Source organism: Auritidibacter sp. NML100628 (assembly GCF_003185985.1).
Classification (GTDB): Bacteria; Actinomycetota; Actinomycetes; order Actinomycetales; family Micrococcaceae; genus Auritidibacter; species Auritidibacter ignavus.
In genome coordinates this window covers 14,917-30,925 of the sequence record NZ_QHLP01000017.1, presented here as the reverse complement: position 1 = coordinate 30,925, position 16,009 = coordinate 14,917, and the positions used below count along the sequence as shown (strand labels likewise).

General features: G+C 56.2%; 16 protein-coding genes and 1 riboswitch. Of the genes, 3 read left to right on the top strand and 13 right to left on the bottom strand.

Annotated features, from left to right (window positions below; translation table 11 throughout):
- Nucleotides 1-64: 64 nt before the first annotated feature.
- From DCC24_RS10345 to DCC24_RS10335, 3 genes are read right to left on the bottom strand one after another with little or no spacing between them, the layout of a single operon-like run.
- Nucleotides 65-982 (bottom strand): MetQ/NlpA family ABC transporter substrate-binding protein, encoded by a 918-nt coding sequence (locus DCC24_RS10345; RefSeq protein ID WP_110099838.1) that lies wholly within the window; start codon nucleotides 980-982, stop codon nucleotides 65-67.
- Between the two features lie 54 nt (nucleotides 983-1,036).
- Entirely contained in the window at nucleotides 1,037-1,702 is a 666-nt protein-coding gene (locus DCC24_RS10340; RefSeq protein WP_110099837.1) for a methionine ABC transporter permease, read from the bottom strand.
- A gap of 1 nt (nucleotide 1,703) precedes the next feature.
- A complete protein-coding gene (locus DCC24_RS10335) occupies nucleotides 1,704-2,534 on the bottom strand; it encodes a methionine ABC transporter ATP-binding protein (protein WP_110099836.1) in 831 nt (276 codons plus the stop codon).
- A 6-nt stretch (nucleotides 2,535-2,540) separates the two neighbouring features.
- Nucleotides 2,541-2,632, bottom strand: a riboswitch (SAM riboswitch).
- 246 nt (nucleotides 2,633-2,878) lie between these two features.
- Here DCC24_RS10335 and DCC24_RS10330 point away from each other — a divergent pair.
- On the top strand, nucleotides 2,879-4,660 hold the full coding sequence (locus DCC24_RS10330) for an HNH endonuclease signature motif containing protein (protein WP_158524661.1): 1,782 nt from the start codon (nucleotides 2,879-2,881) through the stop codon (nucleotides 4,658-4,660).
- On the opposite strand, the gene DCC24_RS10325 is transcribed toward DCC24_RS10330, so the two are convergent.
- From DCC24_RS10325 to DCC24_RS10300, 6 genes are read right to left on the bottom strand one after another with little or no spacing between them, the layout of a single operon-like run.
- Nucleotides 4,657-5,535 carry a dihydrodipicolinate synthase family protein gene (locus DCC24_RS10325; protein ID WP_110099834.1) on the bottom strand — a complete coding sequence of 293 codons (879 nt, stop codon included), beginning with the start codon at nucleotides 5,533-5,535 and terminating at the stop codon, nucleotides 4,657-4,659. The two genes, DCC24_RS10330 and DCC24_RS10325, sit on opposite strands and share 4 nt — an antisense overlap.
- Complete coding sequence (locus tag DCC24_RS10320) at nucleotides 5,535-6,278, bottom strand: amidohydrolase (protein ID WP_110099833.1); 744 nt, start codon at nucleotides 6,276-6,278, stop codon at nucleotides 5,535-5,537. The genes DCC24_RS10325 and DCC24_RS10320 overlap by 1 nt, the downstream gene beginning before the upstream one ends.
- Nucleotides 6,275-6,688: an RbsD/FucU family protein gene (locus tag DCC24_RS10315; protein WP_110099832.1), complete on the bottom strand. Its 414-nt coding sequence runs from the start codon at nucleotides 6,686-6,688 to the stop codon at nucleotides 6,275-6,277. Before DCC24_RS10315 ends, DCC24_RS10320 begins: the two co-directional genes overlap by 4 nt.
- Nucleotides 6,689-6,692: 4 nt before the next feature.
- Nucleotides 6,693-7,949, bottom strand: a complete 1,257-nt coding sequence (locus DCC24_RS10310) for an MFS transporter (protein ID WP_110099831.1) — start codon at nucleotides 7,947-7,949, stop codon at nucleotides 6,693-6,695.
- A gap of 8 nt (nucleotides 7,950-7,957) precedes the next feature.
- Entirely contained in the window at nucleotides 7,958-8,746 is a 789-nt protein-coding gene (locus DCC24_RS10305) for an SDR family oxidoreductase (protein WP_110099830.1), read from the bottom strand.
- Between the two features lie 11 nt (nucleotides 8,747-8,757).
- Nucleotides 8,758-10,062, bottom strand: coding sequence for an enolase C-terminal domain-like protein (locus tag DCC24_RS10300; RefSeq protein WP_110099861.1), 1,305 nt, complete (start codon nucleotides 10,060-10,062; stop codon nucleotides 8,758-8,760).
- A gap of 105 nt (nucleotides 10,063-10,167) precedes the next feature.
- On the opposite strand from DCC24_RS10300, the gene DCC24_RS10295 reads away from it, so the two are divergent.
- Nucleotides 10,168-10,896 (top strand): IclR family transcriptional regulator, encoded by a 729-nt coding sequence (locus DCC24_RS10295; protein WP_110099829.1) that lies wholly within the window; start codon nucleotides 10,168-10,170, stop codon nucleotides 10,894-10,896.
- Here DCC24_RS10295 and DCC24_RS10290 read toward each other — a convergent pair.
- The 3 genes from DCC24_RS10290 to DCC24_RS10280 are packed head-to-tail and all read right to left on the bottom strand — an operon-like array spanning nucleotide 10,893 to nucleotide 13,836.
- Nucleotides 10,893-11,858 carry an ArsA family ATPase gene (locus tag DCC24_RS10290; protein ID WP_158524660.1) on the bottom strand — a complete coding sequence of 322 codons (966 nt, stop codon included), beginning with the start codon at nucleotides 11,856-11,858 and terminating at the stop codon, nucleotides 10,893-10,895. The two genes, DCC24_RS10295 and DCC24_RS10290, sit on opposite strands and share 4 nt — an antisense overlap.
- Nucleotides 11,849-12,130: a cory-CC-star protein gene (locus DCC24_RS10285; RefSeq protein ID WP_110099827.1), complete on the bottom strand. Its 282-nt coding sequence runs from the start codon at nucleotides 12,128-12,130 to the stop codon at nucleotides 11,849-11,851. Before DCC24_RS10285 ends, DCC24_RS10290 begins: the two co-directional genes overlap by 10 nt.
- On the bottom strand, nucleotides 12,130-13,836 hold the full coding sequence (locus DCC24_RS10280) for a carbon starvation protein A (protein ID WP_110099826.1): 1,707 nt from the start codon (nucleotides 13,834-13,836) through the stop codon (nucleotides 12,130-12,132). The genes DCC24_RS10285 and DCC24_RS10280 overlap by 1 nt, the downstream gene beginning before the upstream one ends.
- Nucleotides 13,837-13,938: 102 nt before the next feature.
- On the opposite strand from DCC24_RS10280, the gene DCC24_RS10275 reads away from it, so the two are divergent.
- Nucleotides 13,939-15,162, top strand: a complete 1,224-nt coding sequence (locus DCC24_RS10275) for a methyltransferase domain-containing protein (RefSeq protein WP_369860253.1) — start codon at nucleotides 13,939-13,941, stop codon at nucleotides 15,160-15,162.
- Here the strand turns inward: DCC24_RS10275 and DCC24_RS10270 are convergent.
- On the bottom strand, nucleotides 15,159-15,992 hold the full coding sequence (locus DCC24_RS10270; protein WP_110099825.1) for a phosphosulfolactate synthase: 834 nt from the start codon (nucleotides 15,990-15,992) through the stop codon (nucleotides 15,159-15,161). The genes DCC24_RS10275 and DCC24_RS10270 overlap by 4 nt on opposite strands.
- Nucleotides 15,993-16,009: the final 17 nt, after the last annotated feature.

The following is a 16,009-nucleotide window of genomic DNA, read 5'->3' as shown; positions in this document are numbered from 1 at the left end:
CCCTGAGACAGTGATCGCACCGCAGAGCCCTCCATTTCTCTGTTCAGCCCGCGTCCGCCGAGCCTTACAGCTTGCCCGACGTGAACTCCTCCCACTTCTGAGCCGAATCACCTACGGTGATCGTATCCTCAGGCGCGACCACTCCCCCTCCGAGATAATCCTCATACCACTGCTGGACTTCCTCAGACTGGTACGCCTCCTGTAAGACCTGAGCCGCCTCGGTATCGCGGAATTCCGGCTTGGCAGCCACGACAACAGTGAAGGGGACCTCAACCTCAGGATTATCCTCGAGAATCAGAGCCGTCTCCTCCACGTCATATCCGGCTTCGGCAATCAATCTGACGAACCCGAAGCCCGCGTCAACATCGGGCAAGGACCGCCCCAAGGACTGCTGATCGATCTCCACGAACTCAATATTCTTCGGGTTGGCGGTGATGTCCTCTTGAGATAGCGCCGTCACCTCTTTGGACTCATCCACCTCGATCAAGCCTCCCTCGGCCAACAGCTTGAGAGCACGACCGTTATTGGAGGTATCGACCGGAATGGCAACGGTCGCCCCCTCCGGAAGCTCGTCCAAGCTCTCGTACTTCTCCGAGAAAATACCGGAGTGAGCGTAATTAACCGAGAAGAGCGGCTCAACATCGGTTCCGTTGTCTTGATTGAACTGACGCAAGAACGCTTGATGCTGGAAGAAGTTGACGTCGTACTCACCTTGGCTCACCGCCTCATTCGGCAAGACGATGTCGGTGACATAGGTGGTATTCAGCGTCCACCCCTCTTCCTCAAGCTGATCTTTCACGATCTCAGTGGGCTCCTGGAAGGGCGCCGATTCGGTGACGATCATCGAAATGGTCTGTTCCTCATCAACAGTGCTTTGCGGATTAGCTAACCCGCAGGAGGTCAAGGACAGCCCGGCCAGCAGGCCCGCGCCGAGAGCGCCCCATCGTCGCGAGGGTGCAGTGGTGAGCATGGTGATTGACATGGTGAGTTTCCTTTCGCAGCAAGATTTCTGAAGGACCTGATGACCACTGGCGAGCTAAGCCAAGCGTTTATCGGTGATGCGCACCAGGCGGTTACCCAGGATTTGCACCGCGCTGACCAGCAACAGCATCAGGACGATGGCGACCAGCATGACTTCAGTTTCATAGCGGTAATAGCCGTAGCGGATCGCGAAGTCCCCGATCCCACCACCTCCGACCAGGCCGACCATGGCCGAATACGAAATAAACGAGACGGTGGTGATCGTGATGGAGCCGATCAGCGCCGGCCGGGCGTCTACCAGCATGACCTGCCGGATGATCTGACTACGGGTCGCTCCCATCGCGCGGGCCGCCTCGATCGGCCCGGAGCCGAGTTGATTGATGTTCTGTTCCACCAGTCGAGCGAAGTACGGGATGGCATTGACCGTCAGCGGAACGATAGCCGCCGCTGTGCCGACCGTAGTTCCCACCAGCAAACGGGTGAAGGGAATGATCGCGATCAGCAGGATCAAGAACGGGAATGACCGCACCGCATTCACCAGAGCCGATATCACCTTGTGGAGTTGAGGTGAAGGCGAAATCCCGTCGGGCGCGTGGTTGACCAACCAAATTCCCAACGGGGTTCCGAGCAGCACCGCGATCGGGATCGCGACCCCGATCATGACGAAGGTCTGTAACAGTGCTGTGGTGAGTTCGGGAAGGAGCTCGAGGATGCGTTCCATCTCACTCACCCACCTTCTGCAGTGCCAACTCCGCGGCCTCTTCCACCACGACAGGAACATCCGGGGGCGTACTCCGTCCCTTCTGTACCGAGATCCCTTCAGAAAGCAGGTAACGCCCGATCGCGGTCTGAGGCTGGAAAGTTGCGGCCCGCAGGTCATCGGTGGTGAATTGCTCCACGATCGAGCCGTGCTCCATAACCGTCACGTCATCGGCCAGGGCTTTAATCACTTCCATTTCGTGGGTCACCAGCACAATGGTGATCCCCAGTTGAACGTTAATATCAGCCAGATATTGCAAGACCGTGGCAGTAGTGAACGGATCCAATGCCGAGGTTGGCTCATCGCACAACAACACATTCGGCTGGGTGGCTAGCGCCCGCGCAATCGCAACACGCTGTTTTTGGCCACCAGATAGCTGCGCCGGATAGGCCCTAGCCTTCTCCGCAAGATCCACCAAGTCGAGCGCTTCCAGCGCCCGCCGGCGACGCTCACGTCGGTCTTTCACCCCGGAAAACGTCAAAGACTGCTCGACATTGGCCAGCGCTGTGTGATTATTGACCAGGTTGAACCCCTGGAAGATCATCCCGATCTGATGGCGACGCTGACGCAGTTGCTCAGCGTTGAGCTGTGTCAGCTCCTCGCCATCGACCCACACCTGCCCGGCCGTGGGCCGTTCGAGCAGATTGATATTGCGCAACAGTGTGGATTTACCGGCTCCCGAAAAACCGATAATGCCATGGATCGAGCCCCGACGTATCTCAAGGCTGACGTTATCGACTGCGGTAATCTCACCACCTTTGAACGTTGTGGTGACGTGACGCAGAGAAATCATAGGAATCCTCCATCGTAGCTGGCAGTGGCACCTTCGCCTCATAGGGCGGGTTGCCTCGACGTCATCGAGCCAGGTCTCTCGGTCGATCTGGATGGTTACCGGGCTAGTCTGACACACCACAATGAGGCTGTCATGACCGCTGTCACATACACGACTTCAGAGCTCGACGAGCCCGTTCAACCTCAATACAGACCCAGAGATGACTCCGTAAGACGCCACACTGCACGCTATCCACAGTCACAATCGGCGGTCTTATCGTGTCCTCAGGAATCGGTACTATGTTCTACATAACGATTGGCAGAGCATATTATCAAACAATTGATCGACGATGGGAGGTGTGGACGATGACGGTCACTGACTCACCGCGCGCCCACCACCCATTGTCATTTTTGGATCTCGATGGCGTGGCCGGGGCCTCCATGGGAGATAAGGCCGCCGCTGCTCTGGTATTGCTCAAATCGCTGGGGCAGGACCTGGCCGCATCGGACGCTTACGAGAAATTCGCTCGCTACACTCCCGAAACCGCGAGCGCAGACTGGAACTCGTCGCTCGCCTCCGCCCCGCAACAACATGACTCCACGCGGTTAGTGGAACCTGACAACTACTGGGACTCGTTGCCGGAAATAAACCATGTGGCAGAAGCCTTGCAGACTGCGTTGGCCGGGGCCCAGACGCTGTTGAGCGGTCATACCCAACGCGCCACGGCGTCCAGTGCCGATCAGCAGGATCTTTTGGGCGTTCCCGAGGGCGCTCGTGGTTACCGGGATGGCCGGAAGTACTTTACCGAGTCTGTCGGGATCGGAACTCGAGAAGCCAAACAACGCCAGCAACGCTCCGAATTCATCTCCGGCGGTCCACCACCGATCAGTGGCGGCCCCGAGATCCCACCGGAGTTTCCCGCAGCGACGAAGGCCTTCAGCATTGGGTCGATCAGCACAGAACACTTGGACCGGCTCATTCGCCTGGTCAATGATGTCAAGAAGTATGCCCGGAACACACATACTCCACCTGGTTTGATCGATCGACTGCTTGATGAGGTCGTGCCCCTGCTGGTCGAGCGCGCCGAGGAACTCAGCGTCAACGAGTTCAACACGCTCTGCAAGGAATGGCTACCCAAGATCTGCCACCACATTGATCAAGACGGCCCGGCACCCGAGGAGGTCGTCGACCCACAGCGGGGCCGGGAAGATTTTTGGGTCCGACCGCGTGAAGATGGTGGCCTTGATTTCGGTGGTACGGTGTACGGGTTGTCTGCCGAACTCCTCTCGACCATCGACCATGCTGCGAACAACTACGCTGCCCTGAAAAACAACGCCACCAACGAGGCTCAGGCGCAGACGCCACGCAATCCGCTGATCAAAGCAATCATGGCAAACTTCCCAGAGCTGAAACCCCACGATGTGATCAGTGTTGACGAGAACGGCACTGAGCAGGTGTACGCAGAGCACGATCTGCTCGACCGGAGAAGTCGCAATCAGCGTACGCTGAATGCACTGTTCGCGGTCCTCACCGCGGGACTCAGAGCAGGCCGTCAGAAGAACGCGCTCCCCTCCACCCGCGGTCAAGATACGAAGATGATCGTGACCATGGACTACGAAACCTTCAGCCATCAACTCTCCCGACGCTTCCAGCTCGATGAGGATCTCAGAAGGTCCACACTTCGAGATTGGTTGGTTGATGACCCCACCACTCGCGGACACAGATTCCGATCCGAAGGTCAATATTCTGCAACGATTCATCCCTCACGACTCAGAGCGATGGCCTGCCACGCCGGAATCATCCCGCAACTCATGGATGGCGATCACGAGGTCCTAGACATGGGACGGCAGCGACGCGATTTTTCCGCCGCTCAACACCGCTGCCTGGTGGCTCGAGACCGCGGGTGTGCCACACCGGGGTGCACTATGCCTCCAGCCTGGTGCCACGTCCACCACATCACAGAGTGGGAACACGGTGGCGAAACGGACATCGATAACGCGGTACTACTCTGTAGCGCCCACCATACCGATGTGCACACCGGTAAGTGGAGTATTGTCAGAGTCGACCGCGAGGGAGTGTGGTTCTCACCGGCTCCGTGGCTGAACCCTGATCCCACTCCCCGTCGAAACGTCAGGGCACACAGTTAAGATTTCAAAACTTTACTTACACTTTTTTCTAGCTCTTGATCAGCCTGTACGCCTGGTTCGAGAATCTCTGTGCTTATCGGTAGTCCCTTGGTTTTTACCGCTACTTTTATGGCCGAAATGAAAAGATCAGCTGTGTCATAAAGTCGCATCAAACTTGTTATACGAGTAGCACACTCGACCACGGTCTGGCAGTGTTTTGCTTGGTAAGCCCGGTGTAGCCTGACGAACAGCTCGGGTTCAACATTGGTCAACCCAGAAAGTATCCCGGCACCACCACTGACTCTGTTGGTCAAATAGTACTCATCAAAACCCGATAGCACTGAAAAGTCATCCCGGGCTTTCGACACAGCTTGAATAACTTCCCTGGTATGCGAAGCAGAATCCACCGTATCTTTGATCCCCACAATATTTTGATATTTGCTCGCGAGACGGGTTACAAGCTCCGGGCCGAGGTCCGAACCAGTCCGGGCCGGAAAGTTATAGAGCATAACCGGCATGTGGACAGATTCAGCGACGGTAGCGAAAAACTTCTCAGCCGAGCATTCCGAAGGGCCGAAGTAGTACGGTGAAACCACAACTACTGCATCTGCACCATGTTCGCGCGAGTAATTCGATAATTCGATTACGTCTTCTTGGCGAGTAGCTCCGGTCCCCACTAACAGTTGGATCCTCGAATCAAGATGCTCAGCCAGAATAGCCACGGCTTCTTTCTTTTGCTCCAAGGTGAACCCGTAGAACTCACCAATAGAACCAAAGAGCAACACGCCGTCTATCCCAGCCTCAACTAGATGATCGAGGTGTCGTTTCCAGTTGTCAAAATCGAAGGAACCGTTTTGCAGCGGGGTAATTGACGGCGTATAGACTCCGTTAAACATTATCGCTCCTGACCAATTTGATAAGCGCGAAGCGCGTTGAAGGCGAAGACATCCTCGTCATCTTTAAAGACTGATCGGACAAAGCAGAAGTGCTCATCGAAGTCAGCTCGCACCGGGAAATTTGATGCGTAAAGCACTTTGAACTTCCCGAACGTTTCGGCAACATAGTCCACTACTTCCTTCTGCACCGGGTCATCGCCGGAGATCTTGACATAGCAGCTAGGCAACTGGGCCAAATCCCGCAACGCAGCTCGTGATTCAGGGGTCAAATCGGTGACATTGCCCAGGTGATCCAAAACGAGCTGTGCTTCAGGAACCTTAGCCAGGGCTCGGGCTATATCCGTGATGTCTTCGCCTCTGCATGTGACATCAAAGGGCAGAGGCAGAGAGCGCAGACCTTCTATAAAACTCTGTTCCATCACTCTTCCAGAAGGAGCAGTGTGAAGCGGCTCTCGAATGCCGGTAGCGTGGACAGGCACCCTCATCCACGGGCTTAGTTGAGATCGCAAAACCCGTCCGAGGATTTGTGGTCTCTGACGTTCGTAGACCAACTGATCTTCCTGTTCTGGATCATCTTGATCAATTTCAACGTAGACCCCACCGAGAAACTCGACGTCATCATACTTGTCATATTCAGCCCGAAGATCCTCGAACCGGTACGTTCGGTTCAGTCTGTCGCTCAGCCACGGGATCGACTGAACATTCGGATCCCACTGGTGAAAATGGGCGTCAATGACCTTCATACAACCACCCCTTTGGTCAAGATCAAATTGGCATACTGCGCGACTTCGCCCGTAGCCACCACTGCATAAGCCTGCTGAGCCTGCTCATAGAAGTCGAAGCGGTTCAAAAACCCAATATTCTCCTCGTTTAGGAGCTCGATATAATCGTTCCAGATAGGCGTTTCTACCCGATCTCCAGCCACGACTTCCATAAGCGTAACGGGTTTCTCAATGTAGGTATCTAACGGGATCAGCTCAAGAACTGCCTTGACTAGCCGTAAAGTCCCGTGGCCATCAGCACGCACAATCCGCTGCCCGATGGAAGTCGCGGGAAAGTGCGCGTCCGCAAGCACAATTGTGTCCCCGTGGCCCATTTCAGCAAGGACCTTAAGAAGTTCCGGCGAAATGACCGAGTCAATTCCCTTGAGCATTGTCCTAACTCACTTTCTGGTGGTAGCCGATTCGAGAACCGGAAATGCCGTACCAAACCAGGTAGGCAAAGCCAATCAGAGACACAAATAGCGAAGCTTCCAAACCGAAAGCGTCTTGGACGAAACCCAACAGGAGCGGGATAACTGCTCCACCGCCAATAGTCATCGTGAGTATCGCTGCACCGTTCTTCGCCGCGGCTCCATCAATGCCACGCAGTGCCAACGCGTAAATAGTTGGGAAGCCAATCGACATAAAGAAGTAAAGCACCATAAACGCGATCACTGAGATGGGCCCGAGTCCAAGTGCCGCTAAGAACATCATCGCAAAACCAGCACTGAAATAGATGGCAAGAACTTTTCCAGATTCAACGTATTTGAAAACTGGCGCCGTGGCGAAGCGCCCCAACGCGAAGAGCACAGTCAGAACTGCCAAAAGGGTAGAAGCCACTCCGGCGTTGATCCCGTCCCACTGCTGCTGAGCAAAGGTCGAAAACACTGAAAATCCAAGAGTTTGCAACCCCACGTAAACGAACAAGGCAACTACACCAAAGGTGAAGTAGGGCCTAAAGAACACCGCTCCAAACCTCGCCGAATTAGCCATCCCCACATCATCGCCTGCGGGTGTGGGGAGTTTGGCGAAGACGAATACCAGCAACACGGCAAGCACAACAATACCGATGACCGTATAGATCAGTGCGGTCTGCCCCATAAAAGTATCCCGGGCTTCCTGGAAGCCGGGGTCGCCGGCGGTTACCGTCTCACCCAGGATCAGGCCAAGCAACAAGGGGCCAATGACCTGACCAATACCGTTAAACCCCTGGGCGATGTTCATCCGCGTCGACGCAGTACTTTCACCCCCAATCTTGGTCATATACGGGTTGCAGTTAGCTTCCAGCGCAGCGGCCCCCAGAGCAATAACGAACATCGCTATAAGAAATATCCAGTAGGACAATGTAGAAGTCGCAGGGATAGTCAGCGCCGCACCGAGAACAAAAAATACGAGCCCGACAATCATGCCACCCTTATACCCATGCCGTTTCGCCACCATTGTTGCTGGGATCGCCATCACGAAATATGCCCCGAAATAAGCGACCTGCAAGAGCGAAGACTCCGCACCGGAAAGTTGAAGATAGGTGGCAAACGGGTCACGGATGCCATTGACGAGGTTCATGGTCAAACCCCAGATAAAGAAGAGGGCAGTAACCAAGATAATGGCCGTGCGGACGGCCGAGGTTTTTCGTCCGGTATTTTCCGCAGACATGATGGCTCCTAATTCAGCGCGCGGTCGAGATGAACGTACCCACCGTCAACGTAAATCTGCTGACCTGTGGTGTGGCTGGACAGTGGTGAGAGCAAGAAAACACCCATATCAGCGATTTCTTTCGGAGTCGTCATCCGCTTTTCCAAGGGGATGTTTTCGGTGATCTCCTCAAGTCGCGCTTGTTGTTCGGCTTCTGCCCCGAAAGTTCTAATCCAATTGGCATACATCGGGGTCCAGGCTTCTGCAACCACAATCGCATTAGCACGTACCGAGTCCTTCGCAAGGGCGGCCGCCCACTCGCGTGTCAGACCAAGGATCGCACCTTTCGCGGCCGCATAGGCGGACGTCTTTCCCTGACCCGTTACCGCGGTTTTGGACGTGATATTTAGAATGGACCCCTTAGATTCGCGCAAGTAATTCACCGAGGCATGCACGGTTTCGTAGTAATGGGTGAGATTGCCGTGCAGAGACTTCTCGAATTCTTCCCAAGTGGTGCTATCTAGATCCAGGTTGTCATTTGTCCCAGCGTTATTGACCACTCCGGCCAGGACACCGTACTTCCGGTAGACTTCATCAACGATCGGTGCAATTTGCTCCGTATTGTTTAGGTCAACCGTGTAATATTCATAGGTAGCGCCTAGATCACTCATTGAAGCGGTAAAATCCTCATCGGCTTCCGAACGGTTCAAGACGACGGGTATAGCACCTTCACGTGCCAGAGATTCAGTGATGGCCCGTCCAATGCCATGTTTACCACCGGTAACAATTATGGGTTTTTCTGCTAGTTTCAGATCCACGATAGGTCTCCTTATTGCTGGTTTAGAAGTCGCTGCGACGCGGCGTCAAAGGTATATGCCGTGATTGATTCAGGCTTCATTTCGCTCGACGCGCCTGGAGTTCTGGGAGCCACATAATGGCCCTGACGAATTTCGGTGGGAGTCACAAAATGCTCGTGTAGGTTATCGACATATTCGATGAATCGGTTTTCTTTAGTCGCCGAAACGGCGATATAGTCAAACATTGACATGTGAGCCACCAACTCGCATAGCCCTACACCGCCAGCATGGGGGCAAACGCGAACTCCGTACTTAGCGGCCAATAGCAAGATCGCTATGTTCTCATTCGGTCCGGCTACCCGAGTGGCATCCATCTGATAAACGTCTAGAGCACCCGAAGTAATGAACTGCTTGGCGATGATCCGGTTCTGCATTTGTTCACCGGTCGCGACTGGGATAGGGGTAATGGCCTCACGTATCGCACGATGCCCGAGAATATCGTCCGGGCTGGTCGGCTCTTCTACCCATGCTAAATCGTAATCTTGAAGCTGGTTGATCCACTCAATTGCTTCGGGAACATCCCAAACTTGGTTGGCATCGACCGCTAGTTTCACGTCCGGCCCCACAGCCTCACGAGCGAGAGCAAGTCGTCGCCAGTCATCTTCCACGCTGCCACCGACTTTGAGCTTAATCTGACCGAAACCGTGGTCCTTAACGGCCTCTTGACACAAGCCCACCATCTTCTCGTCTGAGTAGCCCAACCACCCCGGAGCTGTCGAGTATCCCGGGTAACCATTGGCTAAGAGGTCAGCTTTGCGCTCGGCACGAGTGGGCTCAGCACATCGCAGTATGTCGAGAGCTTCATTGCGAGTGATGGCATCTGATAAATAACGAAAGTCCACCAGATCGACGAGTTGCTCTGGTGTCATGTCCGCAAGCAATTCCCAGAGCGGTTTCTTCTCTCGCTTGGCTTTAAGGTCCCAGAGGGCGGTGAGCATCGCTCCAATGGCCATGTGCTCCACGCCTTTTTCCGGACCAAGCCAGCGGAGCTGAGAATCGTTTATAAACATTTGAGATGTCGCACCCATATCTGCCAGTAGCGCGTCCACCTCGGAGCCGACAACATAGTGTTTCAGCGAATCAATCGCTGCGACAACCACGTCGTTTCCGCGACCAATAGTGAACACAAACCCATGGCCGGTCTCCCCGGCGTCAGTTTCGACAGTGAGATAGGCCACCGAGTAATCCGGATCGGGGTTCATCGCGTCAGAACCATCGAGAAAATCGGAGGTTGGAAAACGCACGTCACTTGTGCGCGCTTGGGTAATCAGGCTCATGTCATACTCCCCATTGAGTTCCATCAGATGAAACTAAGTTTCATATTTTGTTTTGTACTATTGAGCCTAGTTTCACCGATCTCCCAGCACAAGGATTTGTCTCCTATGGAGCCTGTGACCGCCACCGACAAAACTCTGATGGTGCTACGTTCTGCTATCACTCATCGACGTTTCACCGATATCGTTGAAGATACTGGTCTAGCGAAAGCCACCGTGCATCGGATCCTGCAGAAACTACTGAGCTACGGTTTCTTAACCTTCGACGAGCAATATTTTCCAGGGCCAGTAATGTTATCGATGGCATCCGAAGCTTTTGACGCGATCGATATTTCCGCAGTAGCCACACCGGTTATCCATCGTCTAGCGCACGAGACCGGGTTTACGGTACATGTGGGAGCTCGTAACGATAATGAGGCCATATATGTGGCTATCGACAACGGTCGAATGCCCTACAGACTCCCTTCCCATGTTGGTGATCGCCTGTCGCTACATTCCACCTCGATCGGCAAGGTGCTACTGGCAACCTCCAGCCCAGAATATGTGGCTGATTACGCCGACCACCCAGGTCTAAACGCCAAGACTCCCCGGACAATTACAAACTTGACGGCGTTAACCAAAGAGCTGGATCGGGTGCGCGAACAGGGGTACGCCCTCGACGATGAAGAGAATGTGCCGGGCATTCGTTGCGTCGGGGCACCCGTGACCAACTACTTGGGACAAGTTTCTCATGCGGTTTCGGTGACCACCTTGGCCATGGAAAACGTCAACATGCATGGACTTGCCGATGAAGTCGTTAGGGCTGCGACAGAGATTTCCTATCGGCTTGGATCTTAGCCAGCATCGGTGGAGGCCAAGATCTGCTCCAGGTCGCCGTCGGTATAGAGCGGAACCTGGAAAACCGGGGAGAATGTCTCGGTGACGCGCTGAGCCCATACTGCTTCACGCTCCCGGCGCTCGGCAAAAACTCCCTCGGATCCGGCCGGCGTTCGGCGATTAATCATCACCGCGACGACAGGGATGCGACTGGATCGCAGTTGATCGGTCAGCTCCAGCGTTTCCTGAACCGGAAGTCGCTCAGCGGCGGTGACCGGGATGAAACCACACCGGGCAGAATCAGTCAGCAATCGATGAAAGTTCTCCAGCAATTCCTTGCGACGGTACAGCGCGGTACGGATTCTGGCATTGCGTTCATCGGTGGGCGTGGTGCCTTCGGGTTGGTCAGGACCGGGCAATGCATTTAGGGCCGCGACGTAGTTCTCGGATTTCCGGCGCCGCGACAGCATGGCTTCAGCCCAGGTCGTCATCGTCTCGGGCAGTTCCAGCAGCCGGAGCGTATGACCGGTCGGGGCGGTATCAAAAATCACCAGATCCCAGTCCGGGCTCAAGCTCAGCTGCGCCATATGCTCCAACAGCGCAGCCTCGTGAGCGCCCGGCGAGGCGGTGGCGGCCCGGAAATACCGGGTGACCTCGCCGTGCAAATGCGGGGGCATCATGCCTCGGACCGTCTCGGCCACGGTATCAAAATGCTCAGCGGCAACCCGTTGCGGATCGGCTTCAAGTACCCAAAGGTTGTCGTGTAATCGTTCGGGCTGATCCGAAAACTGCCGCTCAAACAGGTGCCCGAGGTTATGTGCAGGGTCGGTCGAGACCAACAGAAGACGCGCGTCAGGGCGAGCACGAGCCACGGCCAGTGCGGCGGTGGCAGACAACGTGGTCTTACCGACTCCACCTTTCCCACCAAAGAGCACGACGGATCGGTTGCCGATCACCTGGGTGAGGAACTGGTTTAGCAGCACCGTAGTCCTTCCACCGGCGAGCGTTCCATTCCCATGCGTCGGTGCCAGTCGTGGAAATTCTCGTACAGCACGGGCATCAGCTCAGCCGTGTAGTAAGTGGCCGGGTTGGGAATACCTAATGCTTCGGAGAAAACCATCATCATCAGCAGGTCATCCTCGTCGCGGGCGGATCGTGCGAAGGTCTGACGATAAGGCCCGGCGTAGAACTCCTGGAGCCCTGCGGCGAGTCCGGTAAATTTGTCCCGGACCCACCGCCAGCGTGCCGTAGCCATTAGACCTTGGCCTGCGCGTTGGCCTCGAGATCATCGTGCTCGGTATCAAGATCCAGCGGTTCGTTGCGGGTGGTGATGTAGGCCCGCACCGCGGTGATGATCACCAACAGCGAGGCGACCAGGATGATGATATCTAGCACCAGGAGCAACCAATTTTCCTCTCGGTAGAACTGGCCCAGCTGAATGATCAGCGCGTAGACCGAGACCACCAGCACAAAGACCAATGGGATCACCACCGGCCAGATGGGACGCTTCAGGCGTGCCAGGATGATGGTCAAGACCGACAGGGTGAGGGCAGCCATCAGCTGGTTGGTGGTACCGAAGAGCGGCCAGATGATCATGCCACCTTCGCCATCCGCACCAGCCGAGAAAGCCAGCCCCATGGTCACCAGCATCACGATCAAGGTGGCCACGAGAGGATTGAGCTTCAGGCCCATGGTCTGACCAATTTCAGCAACCACGAAACGTTGCAACCGGACGCCGGTATCCATGGTGGTGGCTGCAAAAAGCACGGCCATGGTGGCCAGGATCGTGGCCGACAGCGACGGTGGGATGCCCAATCCCATGTTCAGAATGTTGCCACCGGCTTCCACAAAGGCTGGGGCACCACCGGCATTGAACTCCGAGTAGACCTCTTTCCAATCCGCCAAGGCTTGGAAACCTGAGGTGGTCGCGATGATGGTACCCAGGGCGAGCAAGCCTTCGCCCACCGCACCGAAGTAGCCCACGAACCGCGCATCGGATTCCTTATCGAGCTGTTTGGACGAGGTCCCCGAGGAGACGATGCCGTGGAAACCAGAGATCGCCCCACAGGCAATCGTGACGAACAACAACGGGAAGATTCCCGGAGTACCCTCGGGGAGGTCTTGGTTCACCGCGGGAGCAACCACGGTGGGGTTCGAGATCAAGATAGCGCCGTAGAGTAGGGCCAGACCGACGAAGAGCTGCAGACCGTTGATGTAGTCACGTGGCTGCAACAGCATCCACACAGGAAGCACCGAGGCGATCCCGGCGTAGATGAACAGCACCACAATCCAGAACGCACTAGCGGACAGGCCCATGATGGTCTCGGGCAGTTCAACGGGGTACCGGTCGCCAAGGATCATCAAGCCGTAGAGGACGACCACACCGATCACCGATACGAGCGGCAGGTTCCACTTCCACTTATAGATGGCCTGACCGATCAGCAGCGCTACCACGATCGCACCCCAGGTGGGGATCACGGCGGTTGGGGTGGAGACCAGCAATCCGGAGATGACCACTGCAAAGGCGGCGTTGACCATCAGCAGGAGCAAGAAGATGACCACCAGGAACAGGTTTCGCCCGTGCGTTCCGATGTAACGGCCGGACAGGGTTCCGATGGAACGGCCTTTGTGCCGGCTGGAGGCCCACAGGGCACCGAGGTCGTGCATGCCGGCGAAGAAGATGGTGCCGAGGGTCACCCAAAGGAACGCCGGAGCCCAACCCCAGATCACCGCGACCGCGGGACCAACGATCGGGGCCGCACCGGCCACCGAGGTGAAGTGGTGGCCCCACAGCACATATTTATTGGTGGGAACGAAGTCCACCCCGTCACGGAACTGGTGAGCCGGCGTGACGTAGGTGGAGGAAAGCTTGTAGACCTTTTGCGAGAGGAATTTCGAATAGAGAAAGTAGCCCAACAGGATCATGGCGACCCCGACCACGGCAAGAATGAGTGAGTTCATGATGTCCTCAGGTGTGAGATGGAATACTGCCGAAAGCGTACTACATCACAGCAGATTTTTACTTCTGAAGGCTAGTAGATGACGCCCGTGGTCAACCACTGTGTGACACTGTTTAAAATTGAGGACATGCGCTGCGACTACTTCGACAAGGGGCTGTGCCGGTCGTGCACCTGGATGAATATCCCGTATACGGTGCAGTTGTCCGAAAAGGTCTCCACAGTGCGCTCCTACCTTGACCCAATCCTGACCAGTCGGGATAGCAACCCCGACGACTTCTGGACGGCGCCGGTGTGCTCACCGGAGAAAGGGTTCCGCAATAAGGCCAAGATGGTCGTGACCGGATCTGCCCACGAACCGAATCTCGGAATTCTGGATCCGGATCAACATCCGAAGCATCACGATGGCACCGGGGTAGATCTGTCCGAGTGCCCGCTATACGAGCCGGCAATCGTGGCGAGTTTTGAGCCGATCCGCCGACTGATCATAGCCGCCGGGATCGAGCCGTATCAGATGCCCACGCGTCGCGGCGAACTCAAGCACGTGATCATCACGGTTTCACCGCAACAACAGCTGATGATCCGGTTCGTGTTGCGCTCCACCGAACAACTCGCCCCGCTACGCGAGCATCTGCCAGCACTCCAAGACGAGCTGGCACGGCGCCAGGCCCCGGCCCGGGTGATCACCGCCAATATTTTGCCCCAGCATCAAGCGTTGCTGGAAGGCGACGAGGAGATCCACCTGGCCGGAGATCAGACGCTGACGATGTTGCTCAATGGGGTGCCGTTGCGGTTACGCCCGCAAGGGTTTTTCCAAACCAACACCGTCATTGCTGCCGAGCTATATCACCGCGCGGCCACATGGATCGCTGAGTTGCCGGAGATCCGTGTGGTGTGGGATCTATATGCCGGAGTGGGCGGTTTTGGGTTAACCCTGGCCGACACAGCGCGTCGGGCCGGCACCCCGTTGCGGGTGTGGGGCATGGAGAGCTCACCGCAAGCGATCACCGCTGGCAATGAGACAGTGGCCGATCTGGGGCTGGCGGACACCGTGCAGTTCCGGTCCGGGGATGCCACCAGACTGGCAACGGCGGAGGAACGGCCGGATCTGGTGGTGGTCAATCCGCCCCGACGCGGGATCGGAGCCGAGCTTGCCAGCTGGTTGAACACCCACACCGATCACGTGCTCTACTCCAGTTGTCACCCCAAGACCTTGGCGACCGATCTGGAGTATCTGCCGGACTTCACGCCGGTACGGGGCACCGTGCTCGATATGTTCCCCCAAACCGCCCACTGCGAAACGCTGGTGTTACTGAGTCGTTGCGGTTAGCTCGGGTTGATAATGCGACCCCAGGAGCCCTTATTGCCCCAAATGTTCTGTCGCATTCCTTCCAGTTGCAGAATCTGGGAGTGGTCGACGAACAGGTTGACCTCGTTACCGTAATTCTTCAGGTACCACTCGAACACCAGCGGGTCGGCGGCCTCGAACATCACGTTCTCCTGACCGAGACCGTTCATGATGGAAGCGGCCACCCCGGTATTCCATTCGGCGACGTTCTCGGTGATCCCTTCGGATTCGATCATGATGATCTCGGCGCCAGCCTCGAGGGCGGCCTTGCCGCGATCAATCAGGTCACCGACATCTTTGGCACCTTCAGCAGCGAGTTCGGATTCGGCGGAGTCACCACCGGAACCGATCTGAATGCCCAGTTCGGGCTTGGGTTTCAGTCCAGCGTTCGCCACCCGTTCCACCAGTCGCTGCAACCCCGAGGTGGGGAGCATAATGAACCCGGTGGAAATCTCGATGACGTCCATACCGAGGTCCTTGGCCCGTTTCAGGTATTCGTCCACGGCCTCGTCGCCGTAACGCAAGACGGTCTCGATCCAGCCTCCCGAGGAGACATAGGCGTCACCGTGGTGGGCGATCTCGTTGATGGCCTTGACTTGTTCGTCGGGAATCAGCGCGAAAGAACCACCGGCCCACTTAATGCCGTCAATCCACTGCCCGGCCACGTCGAAGACATCCTGCATATGCCGGGTGCCGTAGGTCGAGTAGTGTGGCGCTCGAATCTCGGTCATACCGATGGTGCGCGGCTTGGCGGGACGGTGAGCGCGCGGGACAAAGTTCATCGAGACATCGAAAGGAATCTCGTTCGACATCAGAACCTCTCTTTCTT